Source organism: Sanguibacter biliveldensis, from assembly GCF_033798665.1.
In the GTDB taxonomy this organism is placed as follows: Bacteria; Actinomycetota; Actinomycetes; order Actinomycetales; family Cellulomonadaceae; genus Sanguibacter; species Sanguibacter inulinus.
Genome location: NZ_CP138359.1, coordinates 1,579,838 through 1,593,994 on the forward strand (window position 1 = coordinate 1,579,838; position 14,157 = coordinate 1,593,994).

Annotated in this window: 12 protein-coding genes and 1 tRNA gene; 8 read left to right on the forward strand and 5 right to left on the reverse strand. The window is 69.5% G+C overall.

Annotation, left to right across the window (positions count from 1 at the left end):
* Positions 1-48: 48 nt before the first annotated feature.
* From SANBI_RS06845 to SANBI_RS06860, 4 genes are all read right to left on the reverse strand, one after another.
* Complete coding sequence (locus SANBI_RS06845; RefSeq protein ID WP_012866416.1) at positions 49-297, reverse strand: acyl carrier protein; 249 nt, start codon at positions 295-297, stop codon at positions 49-51.
* Between the two features lie 60 nt (positions 298-357).
* The gene (locus SANBI_RS06850; protein WP_056131743.1) at positions 358-1,362 is read right to left on the reverse strand and encodes a beta-ketoacyl-ACP synthase III; all 1,005 of its coding nucleotides are present in this window, start codon (positions 1,360-1,362) and stop codon (positions 358-360) included.
* The gene (locus tag SANBI_RS06855) at positions 1,359-2,348 is read right to left on the reverse strand and encodes an ACP S-malonyltransferase (protein ID WP_319160208.1); all 990 of its coding nucleotides are present in this window, start codon (positions 2,346-2,348) and stop codon (positions 1,359-1,361) included. The genes SANBI_RS06850 and SANBI_RS06855 overlap by 4 nt, the downstream gene beginning before the upstream one ends.
* 187 nt (positions 2,349-2,535) lie before the next feature.
* Complete coding sequence (locus tag SANBI_RS06860) at positions 2,536-3,729, reverse strand: PucR family transcriptional regulator (RefSeq protein WP_056131748.1); 1,194 nt, start codon at positions 3,727-3,729, stop codon at positions 2,536-2,538.
* Positions 3,730-3,919: 190 nt separating this feature from the next.
* Here SANBI_RS06860 and SANBI_RS06865 point away from each other — a divergent pair, with 190 nt between their 5' ends.
* Positions 3,920-4,606, forward strand: coding sequence for a hypothetical protein (locus SANBI_RS06865; protein ID WP_056131752.1), 687 nt, complete (start codon positions 3,920-3,922; stop codon positions 4,604-4,606).
* A 349-nt stretch (positions 4,607-4,955) separates the two neighbouring features.
* Here SANBI_RS06865 and aceE read toward each other — a convergent pair whose 3' ends face one another.
* A complete protein-coding gene (gene aceE, locus SANBI_RS06870) occupies positions 4,956-7,700 on the reverse strand; it encodes a pyruvate dehydrogenase (acetyl-transferring), homodimeric type (RefSeq protein ID WP_319160211.1) in 2,745 nt (914 codons plus the stop codon).
* 445 nt (positions 7,701-8,145) lie between these two features.
* Here aceE and SANBI_RS06875 point away from each other — a divergent pair, with 445 nt between their 5' ends.
* The 7 genes from SANBI_RS06875 to SANBI_RS06905 all read left to right on the forward strand — a co-directional run bounded on the left by SANBI_RS06875 (position 8,146) and on the right by SANBI_RS06905 (position 14,104).
* The gene (locus tag SANBI_RS06875; protein WP_056131759.1) at positions 8,146-8,559 is read left to right on the forward strand and encodes a DUF3052 domain-containing protein; all 414 of its coding nucleotides are present in this window, start codon (positions 8,146-8,148) and stop codon (positions 8,557-8,559) included.
* On the forward strand, positions 8,556-9,041 hold the full coding sequence (locus SANBI_RS06880) for a peroxiredoxin (RefSeq protein ID WP_319160214.1): 486 nt from the start codon (positions 8,556-8,558) through the stop codon (positions 9,039-9,041). Before SANBI_RS06875 ends, SANBI_RS06880 begins: the two co-directional genes overlap by 4 nt.
* Positions 9,042-9,061: 20 nt before the next feature.
* Positions 9,062-9,138: transfer RNA gene (locus SANBI_RS06885), tRNA-Val, on the forward strand.
* Between the two features lie 268 nt (positions 9,139-9,406).
* Positions 9,407-10,045: a hypothetical protein gene (locus SANBI_RS06890; RefSeq protein ID WP_319160217.1), complete on the forward strand. Its 639-nt coding sequence runs from the start codon at positions 9,407-9,409 to the stop codon at positions 10,043-10,045.
* Between the two features lie 276 nt (positions 10,046-10,321).
* The gene (locus tag SANBI_RS06895; protein ID WP_461786666.1) at positions 10,322-10,564 is read left to right on the forward strand and encodes a type II toxin-antitoxin system Phd/YefM family antitoxin; all 243 of its coding nucleotides are present in this window, start codon (positions 10,322-10,324) and stop codon (positions 10,562-10,564) included.
* Entirely contained in the window at positions 10,561-10,836 is a 276-nt protein-coding gene (locus SANBI_RS06900) for a Txe/YoeB family addiction module toxin (protein WP_319160221.1), read from the forward strand. The genes SANBI_RS06895 and SANBI_RS06900 overlap by 4 nt, the downstream gene beginning before the upstream one ends.
* A gap of 289 nt (positions 10,837-11,125) precedes the next feature.
* On the forward strand, positions 11,126-14,104 hold the full coding sequence (locus tag SANBI_RS06905; RefSeq protein WP_319160223.1) for a glycoside hydrolase family 2 TIM barrel-domain containing protein: 2,979 nt from the start codon (positions 11,126-11,128) through the stop codon (positions 14,102-14,104).
* The last annotated feature ends 53 nt before the right edge of the window (positions 14,105-14,157 follow it).

Below are 14,157 nucleotides of genomic sequence, written 5' to 3' on the forward strand. Positions count from 1 at the left end.
GGGCGCGGGGTCGGAGGTGAGACCTCCGACCCCGCGGTCAGGCGTTCGTCAGGCCTGAGCGCCGTTGATGAAGCTGACGGCGTCGCCGACGGTCGAGAGGTTCTTGACCTCGTCGTCGGGGATCGTGACGGAGAACTTGTCCTCGGCGTGCGTGACGATGGTCATCATCGAGAGCGAGTCGATGTCGAGGTCGTCCGTGAAGGACTTCTCCGACGTGACGGAGTCGGCCGGGAGTCCGGTCTCCTCGGCGACGATCTCGGCGAGGCCCGCGAGGATGTCCTGCTCGGTGTAAGCCATGGGTGTGTCTCCTTGTGTTGGTGAACTGCTGGGGGGTCGAGAAAGAGGTACTGGTGAAACCTACGGCAGGACGACGACCTGCGCGGCGTAGACGAGGCCGGCACCGAAGCCGATCTGCAGCGAGAGGTCGCCGGACTTCGCCTGGCCCTCGGCGAGCAGCCGGTCCGTCGCGAGCGGGATCGAGGCCGCCGACGTGTTGCCGGTGTCGGCGATGTCACGCCCGACGACAACCGTGTCGGGGAGCTTCAGCTGCTTGATGAACTGGTCGATGATCCGCATGTTGGCCTGGTGGGGCACGAACACCTGGATGTCGTCGGCCGTCACACCGGCGGCGTCGAGCGCCTGCTGCGCGACGACGGGCATCTGGAACGCGGCCCACTTGAAGACCGTCTGGCCCTCCTGGCGCAGCGTCGGCCAACCGAGCTCGGGCTGCGTGCGCAGGTCCTGCCAGGAGTGCGTCTGGCGGATCGTCTGGGCCTTCGAGCCGTCCGAGCCCCAGATGGTCGGGCCGATGCCGGGCGTGTCGGAGGGGCCGACGACAGCTGCGCCGGCACCGTCACCGAGGAGGAAGGAGATCGACCGGTCGGTCGGGTCGATGAAGTCGCTCATCTTCTCGGCACCGATGACGAGCACGTTGCGGGCGCCGCCGGACCTGACGAGCGCGTCCGCCTGCCCGATGCCGTAGGAGTACCCGGCGCAGGCGGCCGAGATGTCGAAGGCCGCGGCGGGCGTCGCGCCGATGCGGTCCGCGACGAGCGCGGCGCCGGCGGGCGTCTGGTGGAAGTACGTGACGGTCGAGAGGATCACGGCGTCGATCTCCTGCGCCGTGATGCCCGCGGCGGCGATCGCCTTGAGGGCGGCCTCCTCCGCGAGGTCGATGACCGTGACGTGGGCGTCCGAGCGGCGGCGGGTGATGATCCCGGTGCGCTGCTGGATCCACTCGTCGGAGGAGTCGATCGGGCCGGCGATGTCGTCGTTGGTGACGACGTTCGTGCCGCGCGCGGCGCCGAGGCCGAGGATGCGGGAGAACTCGGGACCTGTCGACTGCTTGATCTGGAGGGTCACTGCGCGTCCTCTGCGGTGGGGAGGGTGGTCGTGCCGGAGTGGCGGGCGACGAGGTCACGGGCGGCGTCGAGGTCGGCGGGCGACTTCACGGCGACGGTCTCGACACCGGGCAGCGCGCGGCGTGCCAGGCCTGTGAGCACGCCGCCCGGCATGAGCTCGAGCAGACCGGTGACACCGGCGGCCGCGAGGCTCTCCTGGCAGAGGTCCCAGCGGACCGGCGCGGTGATCTGCGCTGTGAGGCGGTCGAGCACGTCCTGGCCGCTGCCGAGGGGCAGGGAGGCGTCGTCGGCGATGCTCGCGTATGACGCGCCGTCCGCGTTCGACAAGAAGGTGACGCGGGGGTCGGTGGCGGCCCATCCGGCGGTCACCTCGGCGAAGGCGGTGCGAGCCGACTCCATGAGGGGGGTGTGGAAGGCGCCGGCGACCTTGAGCGCGATGACGCGCGCCTTGGCCGGCGGGTTCGCCGCGAAGGCCGCGAGGCCGTCCAGGGAACCGGCGGCGACCACCTGGCCGCCTCCGTTGACGTTCGCGGGCCAGAGCCCGGCTGCCTCGATCGCGGCGAGCACCTCGTCAGGGTCTCCGCCGAGCACGGCCGACATCCCCGAGGGGTTGGCGGCTGCGGCCTCGGCCATGACGGCGGCGCGGCGCGTCACGAGGGCGACGGCGCTCGCGTCGTCGAGGACCCCGGCGACGGCTGCGGCGGCGAGCTCGCCGACCGAGTGGCCAGCCGTGACGTCGACGACGTCCGCTGCGTCACGCCCGTCGAGGATGGCGCGCAGAGCGATGATCGACGAGGCGACGATGAGCGGCTGGGCGACCCGCGTGTCACGGATGGCGTCGGCGTCGGCCTCGGTGCCGAGGGCACGCAGGTCGAGCCCGTCGGTCGAGAAGGAGGCGAGCTGGTCGGAGACGCCCGGCAGCTCGAGCCAGGGGGCGAGCATGGCGGGGGTCTGGGAGCCCTGTCCAGGGCACACGATGGCAAGCACGGTATTACTCTGCCCGATTCTCTGGGGGTCCGGGCCGTCACGACCCGCACGAAGTGTCTCTGCGGTCCTTGTGCACACCCTACAAGTGGAGGGTGCTCGGGCGGCGGAGCCGCTCACGGGGCGGTCGCCGACGGCCGGCCTCGGTGCGTGCGCTCTGGCCGAGGGCCGTAGCGCACGCACGCGAGGGTCAGCGCGCTGCGGCGAGCCTGCCGACGGCCAGGGCCACCTGCAGGACGAAGGACTCGCGCGCGTCGAGCGGGTCCCAGCCCGTGAGCTCGGCGACCTTGCGCAGGCGGTACCTCACCGTGTTGGGGTGCACGTAGAGGTCGCGCGCCGCGGCCTCGAGCGAGCGCCCGTTGCCGAGGTAGGCCGAGAGGGTGTCGAGGACCGAGCCCGTCGCCTCGGACAGCGGTGTGTAGGCCAGGCGCACCAGGGTTCGGCGCGCCTCGTGGTCTCCGGTGAGCAGACGCTCGGGCAGCAGCTCGTCGGCGAGCACAGGCCGTGGGGCCTGCGGCCACGCAGGGACGGCACGCAGCCCTGCGAGGGCCGCGGTCGCCGAGCGCCAGGCGTCGTCGAGGTTCTGCATCGACGGACCGATGATGACCGGCCCGGGACCAAAGCGTGGGAGCAGCGAGTTCGCGACCCCGATGAGGTCGCCCTCGCCGCCGAGGACCAGCACCACACGGTCACCCTGGATGCCGACGAGCACGTCGCACGCCGCGCGGCTCGTGGCCCTGCGGAGCTCGGCCGCGCGGATGTCGTCGAGCGGTGAGACCGTCGTGCCGACCATGACGAGTACCTCGCCGAGGCCGGACCACCCGAGGGCGGAGACCCGTGACCGCAGCGAGTTGTCCTGGTCTCCGCGGATGATCGCGTCGACGACGAGCGCCTCGAGGCGGGCGTCCCACGCGCCGCGGACCTCGGCGGCCCGGGCGTAGACCTCGGCGGCCGAGAAGGCCACCTCGCGGGAGTACCGGAGCACAGCCTCGCGCAGGTCTCGCTCGCCGCCGGGGGCTGCGAGCTGGTCGGAGTGGGTCTCGACGACCTCCACGACGATCCGCACCAGCTGGAGCGTGTGCTGGAGCGAGATGGACCGCGTGAGGTCGGTCGGTGCCGCGGCGAAGATGTCGCCGACCCCGTGGGGTGTCATCGTCCGGTCGGCGTACCAGGTGACGAAGGACGTGATGCCGGACTGCGCGACGAGCCCCACCCACGAGCGCTCGTCGGCCGGCAGGGCTCGGTACCAGGGGAGGTCTTCGTCGAGACGTCGCAGCGCAGCGGCGGTGAGCAGCCCGCTGCCGTCCCGAACGCGTTGCAGGTTCGCGGCCGTCCCGGGGGTGCTGGCCGCCGGGACGTTCGCGTTCTGAGCAGCGGGTGGCATCCCCAGAGCATACGACCTGCGAGGTCTTAGGCGGGAGCAGAGTTGTGGGGAAGCGACAAAGGTGGGGTCTGTCCGGCCTCGCGGTGATGGTCTCTCCACTTCAGCCCACGGGCGTGTCGCGAGTCTCTGACGAGGACCGGCCACAGCCTTCCGACCGGTGCTCTCGGCCCTCACCGGCTATCGTCGGCGTATGGCACTCATGCCCAGACTCCGTCAGCTCATGCGCCGCAACCACTCGGCGTCCACGATCGGTACCCGTCGACCGACCAAGGGTGACCGCCGCGGCGACACCCTCCACGAGGATGCGCTGCGCGCGATGCTCGTCGACGACCCCAACAACATCCGCGCCTTCCAGGCGCTGTCCGAGGTGGTGCGCCGTCGTGCGGCGGACAGCACCCACAACGAAGACCCGCTCGCGGCCGAGGTCGCCGACCACGAGAAGCAGCGCGCTGCCGATCTCGCGGTGTGGGCCCTCGCCGAAGAGCTCGCGGGCAACCCGCGTGCCTGGTACCCGCTCGTCGAGCTGGCCCGGCTCTCCCTCGACGACGACCCCGAGGCGGCGATCCGTCGCCTCGCGACGGCCGCAGACCGGGACCCGAGCGGTGAGGCTCTCGTCGAGGCGATCTCGACGCTCCGTGACGCCGGTCAGCCCGTCGAGGGGCTCGGGCTCGGTGTCGGCCACTGGCGCGCGAAGGAGCACACGCCCGAGGTCGGCCGTCAGGTGGTCTTGGCAGCCCTCGAGGCCGACAGGCTCTTCGACGCCCGTCACCACCTCGACTCGCTCTCGTACAGCCCCGACAAGCGCGCCGTCGCGAAGATCCGTCCGGAGCTCGAGAAGGCCATCGCCCAGGCCGAGCAGAAGCTCTCCGGCACCTGAGACCCTGATGGCTTAGCTCGGCCGCGGTAGCTCCGCCGGCCAGCCAGCCCCGGTGGGCTAGCGAGCGAGATCGGCACCTCGGAGCGAGATCGATCCTTCTGGGGGTCGATCTCGCTCCGAGGTGCCGATCTCGTCGTGCATCGGCCTGGTTGGCGGGCTTGGCCGTGCGTGGGTCGGGGTGAGGGGATCTCGCCGGTGCTGAGCCTGCGTCAGAGCGCTGTGGGAGTCGTCTGACCCGACTCCGTCCGCACGAGGCCCGGCGGCGGCTCTCCGGTGCCCGCCACGTACGCAGAAGGCCCGCACGCTCCGAGAGGAGGGTGCGGGCCTTCGTGCTGTCAGCGGTGACCGGTCAGGCGTCGCCGCCCGCGTTGCCGGAGGTGCCGGCGTTCACGTCGTGGAGCTTGTACTTCTCGATCGCCTGCGCGGCTGCGTCAGCGGGGACCTCGCCGCGCTTGGCGAGCTGCTGCAGCGTCCGCACGACGACCGAGGGGCCGTCGATCTTGAAGTAGCGGCGTGCTGCTGCGCGGGTGTCGGAGAAGCCGAAGCCGTCCGCACCGAGCACCGCGTAGTCGCCCGGGACCCACTGGCGCACCTGGTCGGGCACGAGGTGGTCGAAGTCGCTCGTGGCCACGAACGGCCCCTGGGCGTCCTTGAGCTTCTCCGTGAGGTACGCCTCGCGGGCCGGCTCGGACGGGTTGAGGAAGTTGTGCTGCTCGGCGGCGAGACCGTCGCGGCGCAGCTCGTTCCAGCTCGTCACCGACCACACGTCGGCCTGGACGCCCCAGTCCTTGGCGAGGAGCTCCTTGGCCTCGAGGGCCCACGGCACACCCACGCCGGACGCGAGGATCTGGGCCTTGGGGCCCTCGCCCTCGGCGGTCGCAACCTTGTGGATGCCGCGCAGGATGCCCTCGACGTCGACGTCGTCCGGCTCGGCCGGCTGGACCATCGGCTCGTTGTACACCGTGAGGTAGTACATGACGTTCTGGTCGCGGGACTCGTCGGTGCCGTACATGCGCTGCATGCCGTCGCGGACGATGTGGCGCAGCTCGTAGCCGTAGGCCGCGTCGTACTGGACGATCGCGGTGTTCGTGCCGGCGATGAGCGGCGAGTGGCCGTCGGCGTGCTGCAGACCCTCACCCGTGAGGGTGGTGCGGCCTGCGGTCGCGCCGATGATGAACCCGCGGGTGAGCTGGTCGCCAGCGGCCCAGAACTGGTCGCCGGTCCGCTGGAACCCGAACATCGAGTAGAAGATGTAGAACGGGACGGTGACCTCGCCGTGCGTGGCGTACGAGGTGCCCACGGCCTGGAAGGCCGCAGCCGAGCCGGCCTCGTTGATGCCCGTGTGCAGGATCTGCCCGGCCTCGGACTCCTTGTAGGAGAGCATGAGGTCGCGGTCCACGGCCAGGTAGTTCTGCCCCTGGGTGTTGAAGATCTTCGCGGACGGGAAGATCGAGTCCAGACCGAAGGTGCGGGCCTCGTCGGGGATGATCGGCACGATGCGCTTGCCGAACTCCTTGTCCTTGATGAGGTCCTTGAGCAGGCGCACGAAGGCCTGCGTCGTGGCGACCTCCTGCGTGCCCGACCCCTTCTTGAGGATGTCGTAGCGCGAGGCGTCCGGGAGCGTGACCGGGGTCGAGACCGAGCGACGCTCGGGGACGAACCCGCCCAGCTTCTTGCGGCGGTCCAGCATGTACTGGATCTCCGGCGCGTCAGCACCCGGGTGGTAGTACGGGGGTGCGTACGGGTCGGCGTCGAGCTGCTCGTCCGTGATCGGGATGTGCAGCGAGTCGCGGAGGGTCTTGAGGTCCGCGAGGGCGACCTTCTTCATCTGGTGCGTCGAGTTGCGGCCGGCGAAGCCGGAACCGAGACCGTAGCCCTTGATGGTGTGCGCGAGGATGACCGTCGGCTGGCCGGTGTGGGCCGTCGCCGCCGCGTACGCCGCGTACAGCTTGCGGTAGTCGTGGCCACCACGCTTGAGGGCCCAGATGTCGTCGTCGGAGAGGTTCTCCACGAGCTGCTTGGTACGCGGGTCGCGACCGAAGAAGTGCTCACGGATGAACGCGCCGTCCTCGGCACGGTACGTCTGGTAGTCGCCGTCGGGCGTCTCGTTCATGAGGTTGACGAGAGCGCGGTCCTTGTCGGCGTTGAGCAGGACGTCCCACTCGCGGCCCCAGATCACCTTGATGACGTTCCAGCCGGCGCCGCGGAACTGCGCCTCGAGCTCCTGGATGATCTTGCCGTTGCCACGGACCGGGCCGTCGAGGCGCTGCAGGTTGCAGTTGACCACGAAGGTGAGGTTGTCGAGCTGCTGCTGGGCAGCGAGCTGCAGCATGCCACGGCTCTCGGGCTCGTCCATCTCGCCGTCGCCGAGGAAGGCCCAGACGTTCTGCTGGCTGGTGTCCTTGATCCCGCGGTTGTGCAGGTAGCGGTTGGTCCACGCCTGGTAGATCGCCGACGCCGGGCCGAGGCCCATCGAGACGGTCGGGAACTCCCAGAAGTCAGGCATCTGGCGCGGGTGCGGGTAGGACGGCAGGCCGCCGCCCTCGTGGGAGTGCTCCTGGCGGAACCCGTCGAGGTCCTCCGCCGAGAGGCGACCCTCGAGGAAGGCGCGCGAGTACACGCCGGGGGAGGCGTGACCCTGGAAGTAGATGTGGTCTCCGCCGCCCGGGTGGTCCTTGCCGCGGAAGAAGTGGTTGAGGCCCACCTCGTACAGCGTCGCGACGGACGCGTAGGACGAGATGTGCCCGCCGACGGCGATGCCGGGGCGCTGGGCGCGCGTCACCATGACAGCGGCGTTCCAGCGGTTCCAGGAGCGGTACTTGCGCTCCATGACCTCGTCGCCCGGGAAGTACGGCTCCTCGTGGACACCGATGGTGTTCACGTAGGGGGTGTTGATCGAGGTCGGGATGGCGACGTTGCGCTCCCGAGCCCGCTTCAGCAGGTTGAGCAGGATGTACCGAGCCCGCGGCCCGCCACGCTCCTCGAGCAGCCCGTCGAAGGAGTCGATCCACTCCGAGGTCTCAGAGGGGTCGATATCAGGGACTTGGCTCAACAGGCCGTTGATCAACGGCCTCGTCTCGTCATGCGTTGCCACCAGCAACCTCACATCGTGTTCAGAGCATTGTGGGGCGGTGTGCCCCGTCGCTCGCCTGGCCCGGTCGTCGCTCCCTCGCGCTCGTGTGTGCTGCGCGCAAAGGCTTCGTCAACTCCGGTCGATCCGTCCATTCTCATCGCATCGCGAGGGGTAAAGCCACCTGCCGGGCTGTGGAGAGCACGTGACGTTCGTGACAGCGGGCGTTCTGGGGCGGTCTGCGGTGATTCTGCGCCTGAGGCATGGGCTGCGGACCCGTCGGCGCGCCCGGGCTCCCCGGGTCGGACGGTGTCTCGGGAGGGGCGATCTGCTTGCCAGGTGGGCGACACGTTCGCGATCCTTGAGGCATACCGGGAGCGACGTGGCGTGAGGTGGGCTACGTTTGCCACCATCGATCTATCCGGCGCGGACCTGCGACCGGCACTCGCGTGAAGGGAACGACATCACCGTGGTAGCGACCACTGAGCCTCAAGATGCGGACCGCCTCGGTTTCGCCTCAGGGCTCGTTGTCCAGGAGTTCGGCTGGGGCGAGGACGTCGACGACGACCTCCGAGAGGCCATCGAGGAGATCACGCAGACCGATCTTGTCGACGAGGACTACGACGACGTCTGCGACGGGGTCATCCTCTGGTGGCGCGAAGACGACGGTGACCTCACCGACGCCCTCGTCGACGTCCAGACCGTCCTCGACGACGGCGGGATCATCTGGATCTTCACGCCCAAGCCCGGACGCGAGGGCCACGTGGGTCACAGCGACATCCAGGAAGCCGGCACCACGGCAGGCCTGCACGCCACGACCACCTTCGCGATCGCACCCGACTGGGCGGCGACCAAGCTCGCCACCCGCGGCCGCGGCAAGTGAACCAGACGACCAGCACGGAAGACGTCGCAGCCCCCGTCGTCGGTGACCTCGCTCCCGACTTCGAGCTGAAGGACACGCACGGCACCCCCGTGCGCCTCAGCGCGCTGCGCGGCACACCCGTGCTGGTCGTGTTCTACCCCTTCGCCTTCTCCGGCATCTGCACCGGAGAGCTCTGCGAGCTTCGAGACAACCTGTCGTCTCTCGAGACGGCTGGGGTGCGTCTGCTCGCGATCTCCTGCGACGCGATGTACTCGCTCAAGGCCTGGTCTGAGCAGGAGGGCTTCGGCTTCGACCTGCTGTCGGACTTCTGGCCGCACGGCGAGGCTGCTCGCGCGTACGGCGTCTTCGACGCGGAGCGTGGGAGGTCGGTGCGCGGGAGCTTCCTCGTCGACGCCGAGGGCGTCGTCCGGTGGGCTGTCGTCAACGGGAGCGGGGAGCGGCGGGATCTGTCGGGGTACCTCGAGGCTGTCGCGGCGCTGTAGTCTGTCCACCGCTCGTTCAAGGGCCTGTAGCTCAGCTGGTTAGAGCGCCACGCTTACACCGTGGATGTCGGGGGTTCGAGTCCCTCCGGGCCCACCACATCTTGTGTTCGGACCGGTTGCCGGAGAGATCCTCCCCGGCTTCGGCCGGGGCGTGCTCCGTCATAGTGACCGGACGATGTGGTCCTGGCGAAGAAGGTGACGTTGGTGGTCTCGCGAGCTCGTGGCCTGCTGAGCCTTCGTCGTCGAGTTGGCGGTCATCCTGTCAGGAGCGGGTCTGGGTAGGTGGTGCGCAGACGCGACGAGTCCGGCGATTTCTCCAACGTGTGCTTGGCCGGGATGTCAGTGGGTTGTGGGAGGGTTCCGGAATGGAATCCGTGAACCCTTTCGTTGTCGTGTGGAGCCAGGCGAAGAAGGCTGGGCTCCAGCTCTACCTCGTTCCGCTCGCTGTGGCGATCGTCTACATTCTCGTCCTGACTGGGGCGCAGAGCCTGGGATTCGATCCGGTTGCTTCCGACCCGGCAGGAGCCGTGCTCATGTCGACATCGATCGTCGTCGTGGCCGTCGGCTGTGTGTTTCGGGCGCGCTGGCGTCCTGGGATCTCCCGGTGGATGGGGATCTGCACAGCTGCGACCTGGTGGTGGGTTGCTCTCGAGTTCTCTTCGGCACTGGCGTCAGGTCGCGAGCTGCCCTTCAACTTTTTCGGAGCGGCGCTCGTCCTGAGCATGCCCTACGCCCTCTTCTTCCATCCATTAGGGCAGGCGCAATCAGCCGTTGATTCGCGAAAACTGGTTGCAGAGGTCGTAGCTGAATTCTTCGACGGGCAGTCGAGAATGCTTGGCGACGAAGGGCGTGAGCGTGACACGCTGCTCGTCGAGCGACTCGATCACCTTATGGAAGAGATTGCGACGTTGCGGCGCGGAGTCTGCGTGGATGGATCAGACCGAGTTCCAGAAGATGCAGCGCGGCGTGGTGGAGGGTGCGCCTGCTCTCCAGTTAAGAATTGACTTCTGGGATCCGCGATCCGCGATCCGCGATCCGCGATCCGCGATCCGCGATCTGCGATCCGCGATCTGCGATCCGCGATCTGCGATCCGCGATCCGCGGCCATGGTTCTCCCGGTGCTCGCCCGGCCCGGTTCGCGGGTCCGGCTATGACGTCGACAGCACGGGCGCCCTGGTGTCGGACAGGGCGGCATACTCGGCGCGCTCGTTGGCTGTAGCGAGTGGGATGGCCGGGAGAGGCGTACAGTTTCTTGTACCTAGGAGGTGCCCGTGAAGACCATGACCTATTCGCAGTCCCGTGCGCACTACGCAGAGACCCTCGACGCGGTCCTCGACGACCGTGAGGAGGTCGTCATCACCAGGGCTGGGCGTGAGCCCGTGGTGATCGTGTCCTTGGCGGACTACGAGTCGCTCAAGGAGACCGCGTATCTCCTGCAGAACCCGGCGAACGCGCGGCGGCTGCTGTCGTCGATCGAGAGGCTCGAGTCGGGCCAGGGGGCCGAGGGCGAGCTGCTCGAGTGAGGTACGTGTGGGACCAGGACGCCTGGTCCGACTATCTCTACTGGCAAGGTCAGGACCGACGCGTCCTCCGGCGGATCAACGATCTGCTCCGGGACATCGCTCGCGGTGCCGCGGACGACTCCCCGAATGTCGGCAACGGCAAGCCTGAAGCCCTCAAGCACGGGCTGCACGGCTACTGGTCGCGACGCATCACGGACGAGCACCGGCTCGTCTACAAGGTGGTCGGAGACGAGATACGTGTCGCCGCATGTCGGTTCCACTACTCCTCCTGACCGTCTCGACCTACCGCGTGCCGGACGGCGTGGGTGCTGCCGGGAACTCCTGGACGAGGTCTAGACCCCGTGGCTCGCGGACGTGACGGGCTGTCTCTCGACGGTCGATCGGATCGAGCCGCCAGTCTCGATCAGAGAGACGTGCCGGTTGAGCGCTGTCGACGAACCCGGATAGTGTTCATCGTTGAACACGGCGACGACGCCCTGGCTCTCCCTGCTCTGACCTGCGGCGTGATCTGCTGCCGTGGCCTCGGGGGTCGTTGCTGACACCGACGTCTGAGGAGCCCGTGTGACCCGTCACGACACCGTCAGCCTGCCGACCGGGACCGTTCCCGCGAGGTTCCGCCCGCCTACCGGATCGTCGGACGCCGCCTCGGTGAGCCTCGACGGGGCGTGGCGCTTCCGGCTCTTCCCGACGCCGGAGACTGGTGCGGACCCGGCGGACCGCGGCGACGGCTGGGACACCATCGAGGTGCCCGGTCATTGGCAGCTGGCTGGCGCGCCTGACGCCTGGCCCTACGGGACCCCGGCGTACAGCAACGTGCTCTATCCCTTCCCGGTCGAGCCGCCCTTCGTCCCGGACGCGAACCCGACGGGGGAGTACCGCCGCACCTTCGAGCTCCCAGAGGGCTGGACGACCGGTGGGCGTGCGTACCTGCGATTCGAGGGCGTCGACTCCTGGTTCGAGGTGTCGCTCAACGGGACACCGATCGCCACCTCCCACGGCTCCCGTCTGCCCACGGAGATCGACATCACCGACGTCGCCGTCCCCGGCGAGAACCTGCTCGCGGTGCGTGTGACGCAGTGGTCGGCGCTCAGCTATGTCGAAGACCAGGACCAGTGGTGGCTGTCGGGGATCTTCCGCAGCGTCACTCTTGAGCATCGGCCCGAGGCTGGTGTCGCGCACGCCCGCGTGCTCGCAGGCTTCGACCCCCTGACCGGCACGGGTTCGTTGACGGTCGACGTCGAGGGACCGACCGGCGCACGCGTCACCGTGCCCGAGCTCGGGATCGACGTCGCTGCGGGGGAGACTGCCACGGCGAACGTCGAGCCGTGGAGCGCCGAGCGCCCGCGCCTCTACGACGTGATCGTCACGGCGCCTGGGGAGACCATCACGCTCCGCGCCGGCTTCCGGACCGTCTCGATCGAAGATGGCGTGTTCCTCGTCAACGGTGCTCCCGTGAAGCTCCGCGGCGTCAACCGTCACGAGTTCGACCCGCTGCGCGGCCGCGCGGTCACCACGGAGCGCATGCTCGAGGACGTGCTCCTCATGAAGCGCCACAACGTCAACGCGGTCCGCACCAGCCACTACCCGCCGCACCCGCACTTCCTCGACCTCTGCGACGAGCACGGGCTGTACGTCGTCGACGAGAACGACCTCGAGACCCACGGCTTCATCGACGGCGGATGGACCGGCAACCCCGTGGACGACCCCGCGTGGGAAGAGGTCCTCGTCGACCGCGTGACCCGCACGGTGCGCCGCGACGCCCACCACCCGAGCATCATCCTGTGGTCCCTCGGCAACGAGGCCGGGAGCGGTCGCAACGTCAGCGCCATGGCTGCTGCGGTGCGCGCGCTCGACCCCACCCGCCCGGTCCACTACGAGGGCGACTGGTCCTCGGACGACGTCGACGTCTACTCCCGCATGTACGCGACGAGCGAGGAGACCGAGCTCATCGGGCAGGGCATCGAGGCGCCGCTCGCCCGCGCGGAGGCCGATGCCCGTCGCCGGCAGATGCCCTTCGTGCAGTGCGAGTACGCGCACGCGATGGGCAACGGCCCGGGTGGTCTGGGCGACTACGACGCGATCTTCGACCGCTATCCGCGGCTCATGGGCGGGTTCATCTGGGAGTGGATCGACCACGGCCTCACGCGCCGCGACGCCGACGGCACAGAGTTCGCGGCCTATGGCGGCGACTTCGGCGAGGCCTTCCACGACGGCACCTTCATCGCCGACGGTCTGGTGCTGCCCGACCGCACGCCTGCCCCGTCGCTGATCGAGGTGGCAGCGGTCTTCGCGCCCGTCCGGATCGACGAGGTCGGGGGTGGTGACGCGCTGCTCGTCCGGAACCGCTACGCCTTCCGGGACACCTCGCACCTGACCTTCGAGTGGACGCTGCACCACGGCGACGACGTCCTCTCCTCGGGCACCCTCGACGACCTGCGGCTCGCACCGGGGGAGGAGACGCTCGTCCGCCCGCCGACCGACCTGCCGCTGCCGACCGCAGACCACACACCGACGTGGTGGACCCTGCGAGCCGTGCAGCACACGGCCGACGCGCTCGACGAGCCGTGGTTCGACGACGCGGCTGGACCCTTCGTCGTCTCGACCGGGCAGGTCGCGGTGACCCTGGCCGTCACCCAGCCCGTCGCGACAGGTCGCGCGCACCAGGCAGTCGACGGCACCGTGACCGTCGGGCATGCGCGCTTCGACGCGCGTGGCACCCTGATCGAGCTGCATGGTCGCCCGGTCGCGGAGCTGCGCGTCGACGCGTGGCGTGCACCGACCGACAACGACCGCCGCGAAGGCAGCTGGACCGATCTCTCCGACGAGAGCGTGTGGAAGGAGAGCGGGCTGCACCTGCTCGCCGAGCGGAAGATCTCCGCCGAGATCACCGACGACGGTGCCTTCGTCGTCACCGCGCGCACAGCGGGACCACGGACGCGCAACGGCTTCCGGGCCGTCTACACCTGGCGTCCCGTCGCCGACGGCTCTGACGACGTCGATCTCCACGTGTCGATCCTCCCGGAGGGGCGGTGGGGCCAGAGCATCGCGCGCCTCGGTGTGCTGCTCGTGCTCGACGAGCCGGCGGCCGACGACGTCGAAGTGCGCTGGCACGGCCTCGGGCCTGAGGAGTCCTACTCCGACTCTCGCGTCGCCGCGGTCGGCGGGTCCTACGTGCACACGGTGCGCGAGCTGCAGACGCGGTACACGCACCCGCAGGAGAACGGCGCTCGGCGTGGTGTCACGCATGCTGCGCTGCGGTTCCCCGACGGCTCCGACCTCGTGCTCGACGCGAACCCCAGCCGGGTCGGAGGTCGGAGCGTGACCGGTGTCGAGCTCTCGCTGCGACCCTGGTCGGACGCCGCCCTCGACGCGGCCGCGCACCCGCACGACCTCGTCCCGGACGGAAGGCTCTGGATGCACCTCGACGCTGCCCAGCACGGGCTGGGCAGCGCGGCCTGCGGGCCGGGCGTGCTGCCGAACGCGCGGCTGCGCGCGACGACGGCTGAGGTGTCCGTGCGTTTCGCGTCGCGACAAGGCTGAGCGCTCAGCTCCACCACCCCGCACCAGAGGCCGGACAGTCGCCCCGCGCGACT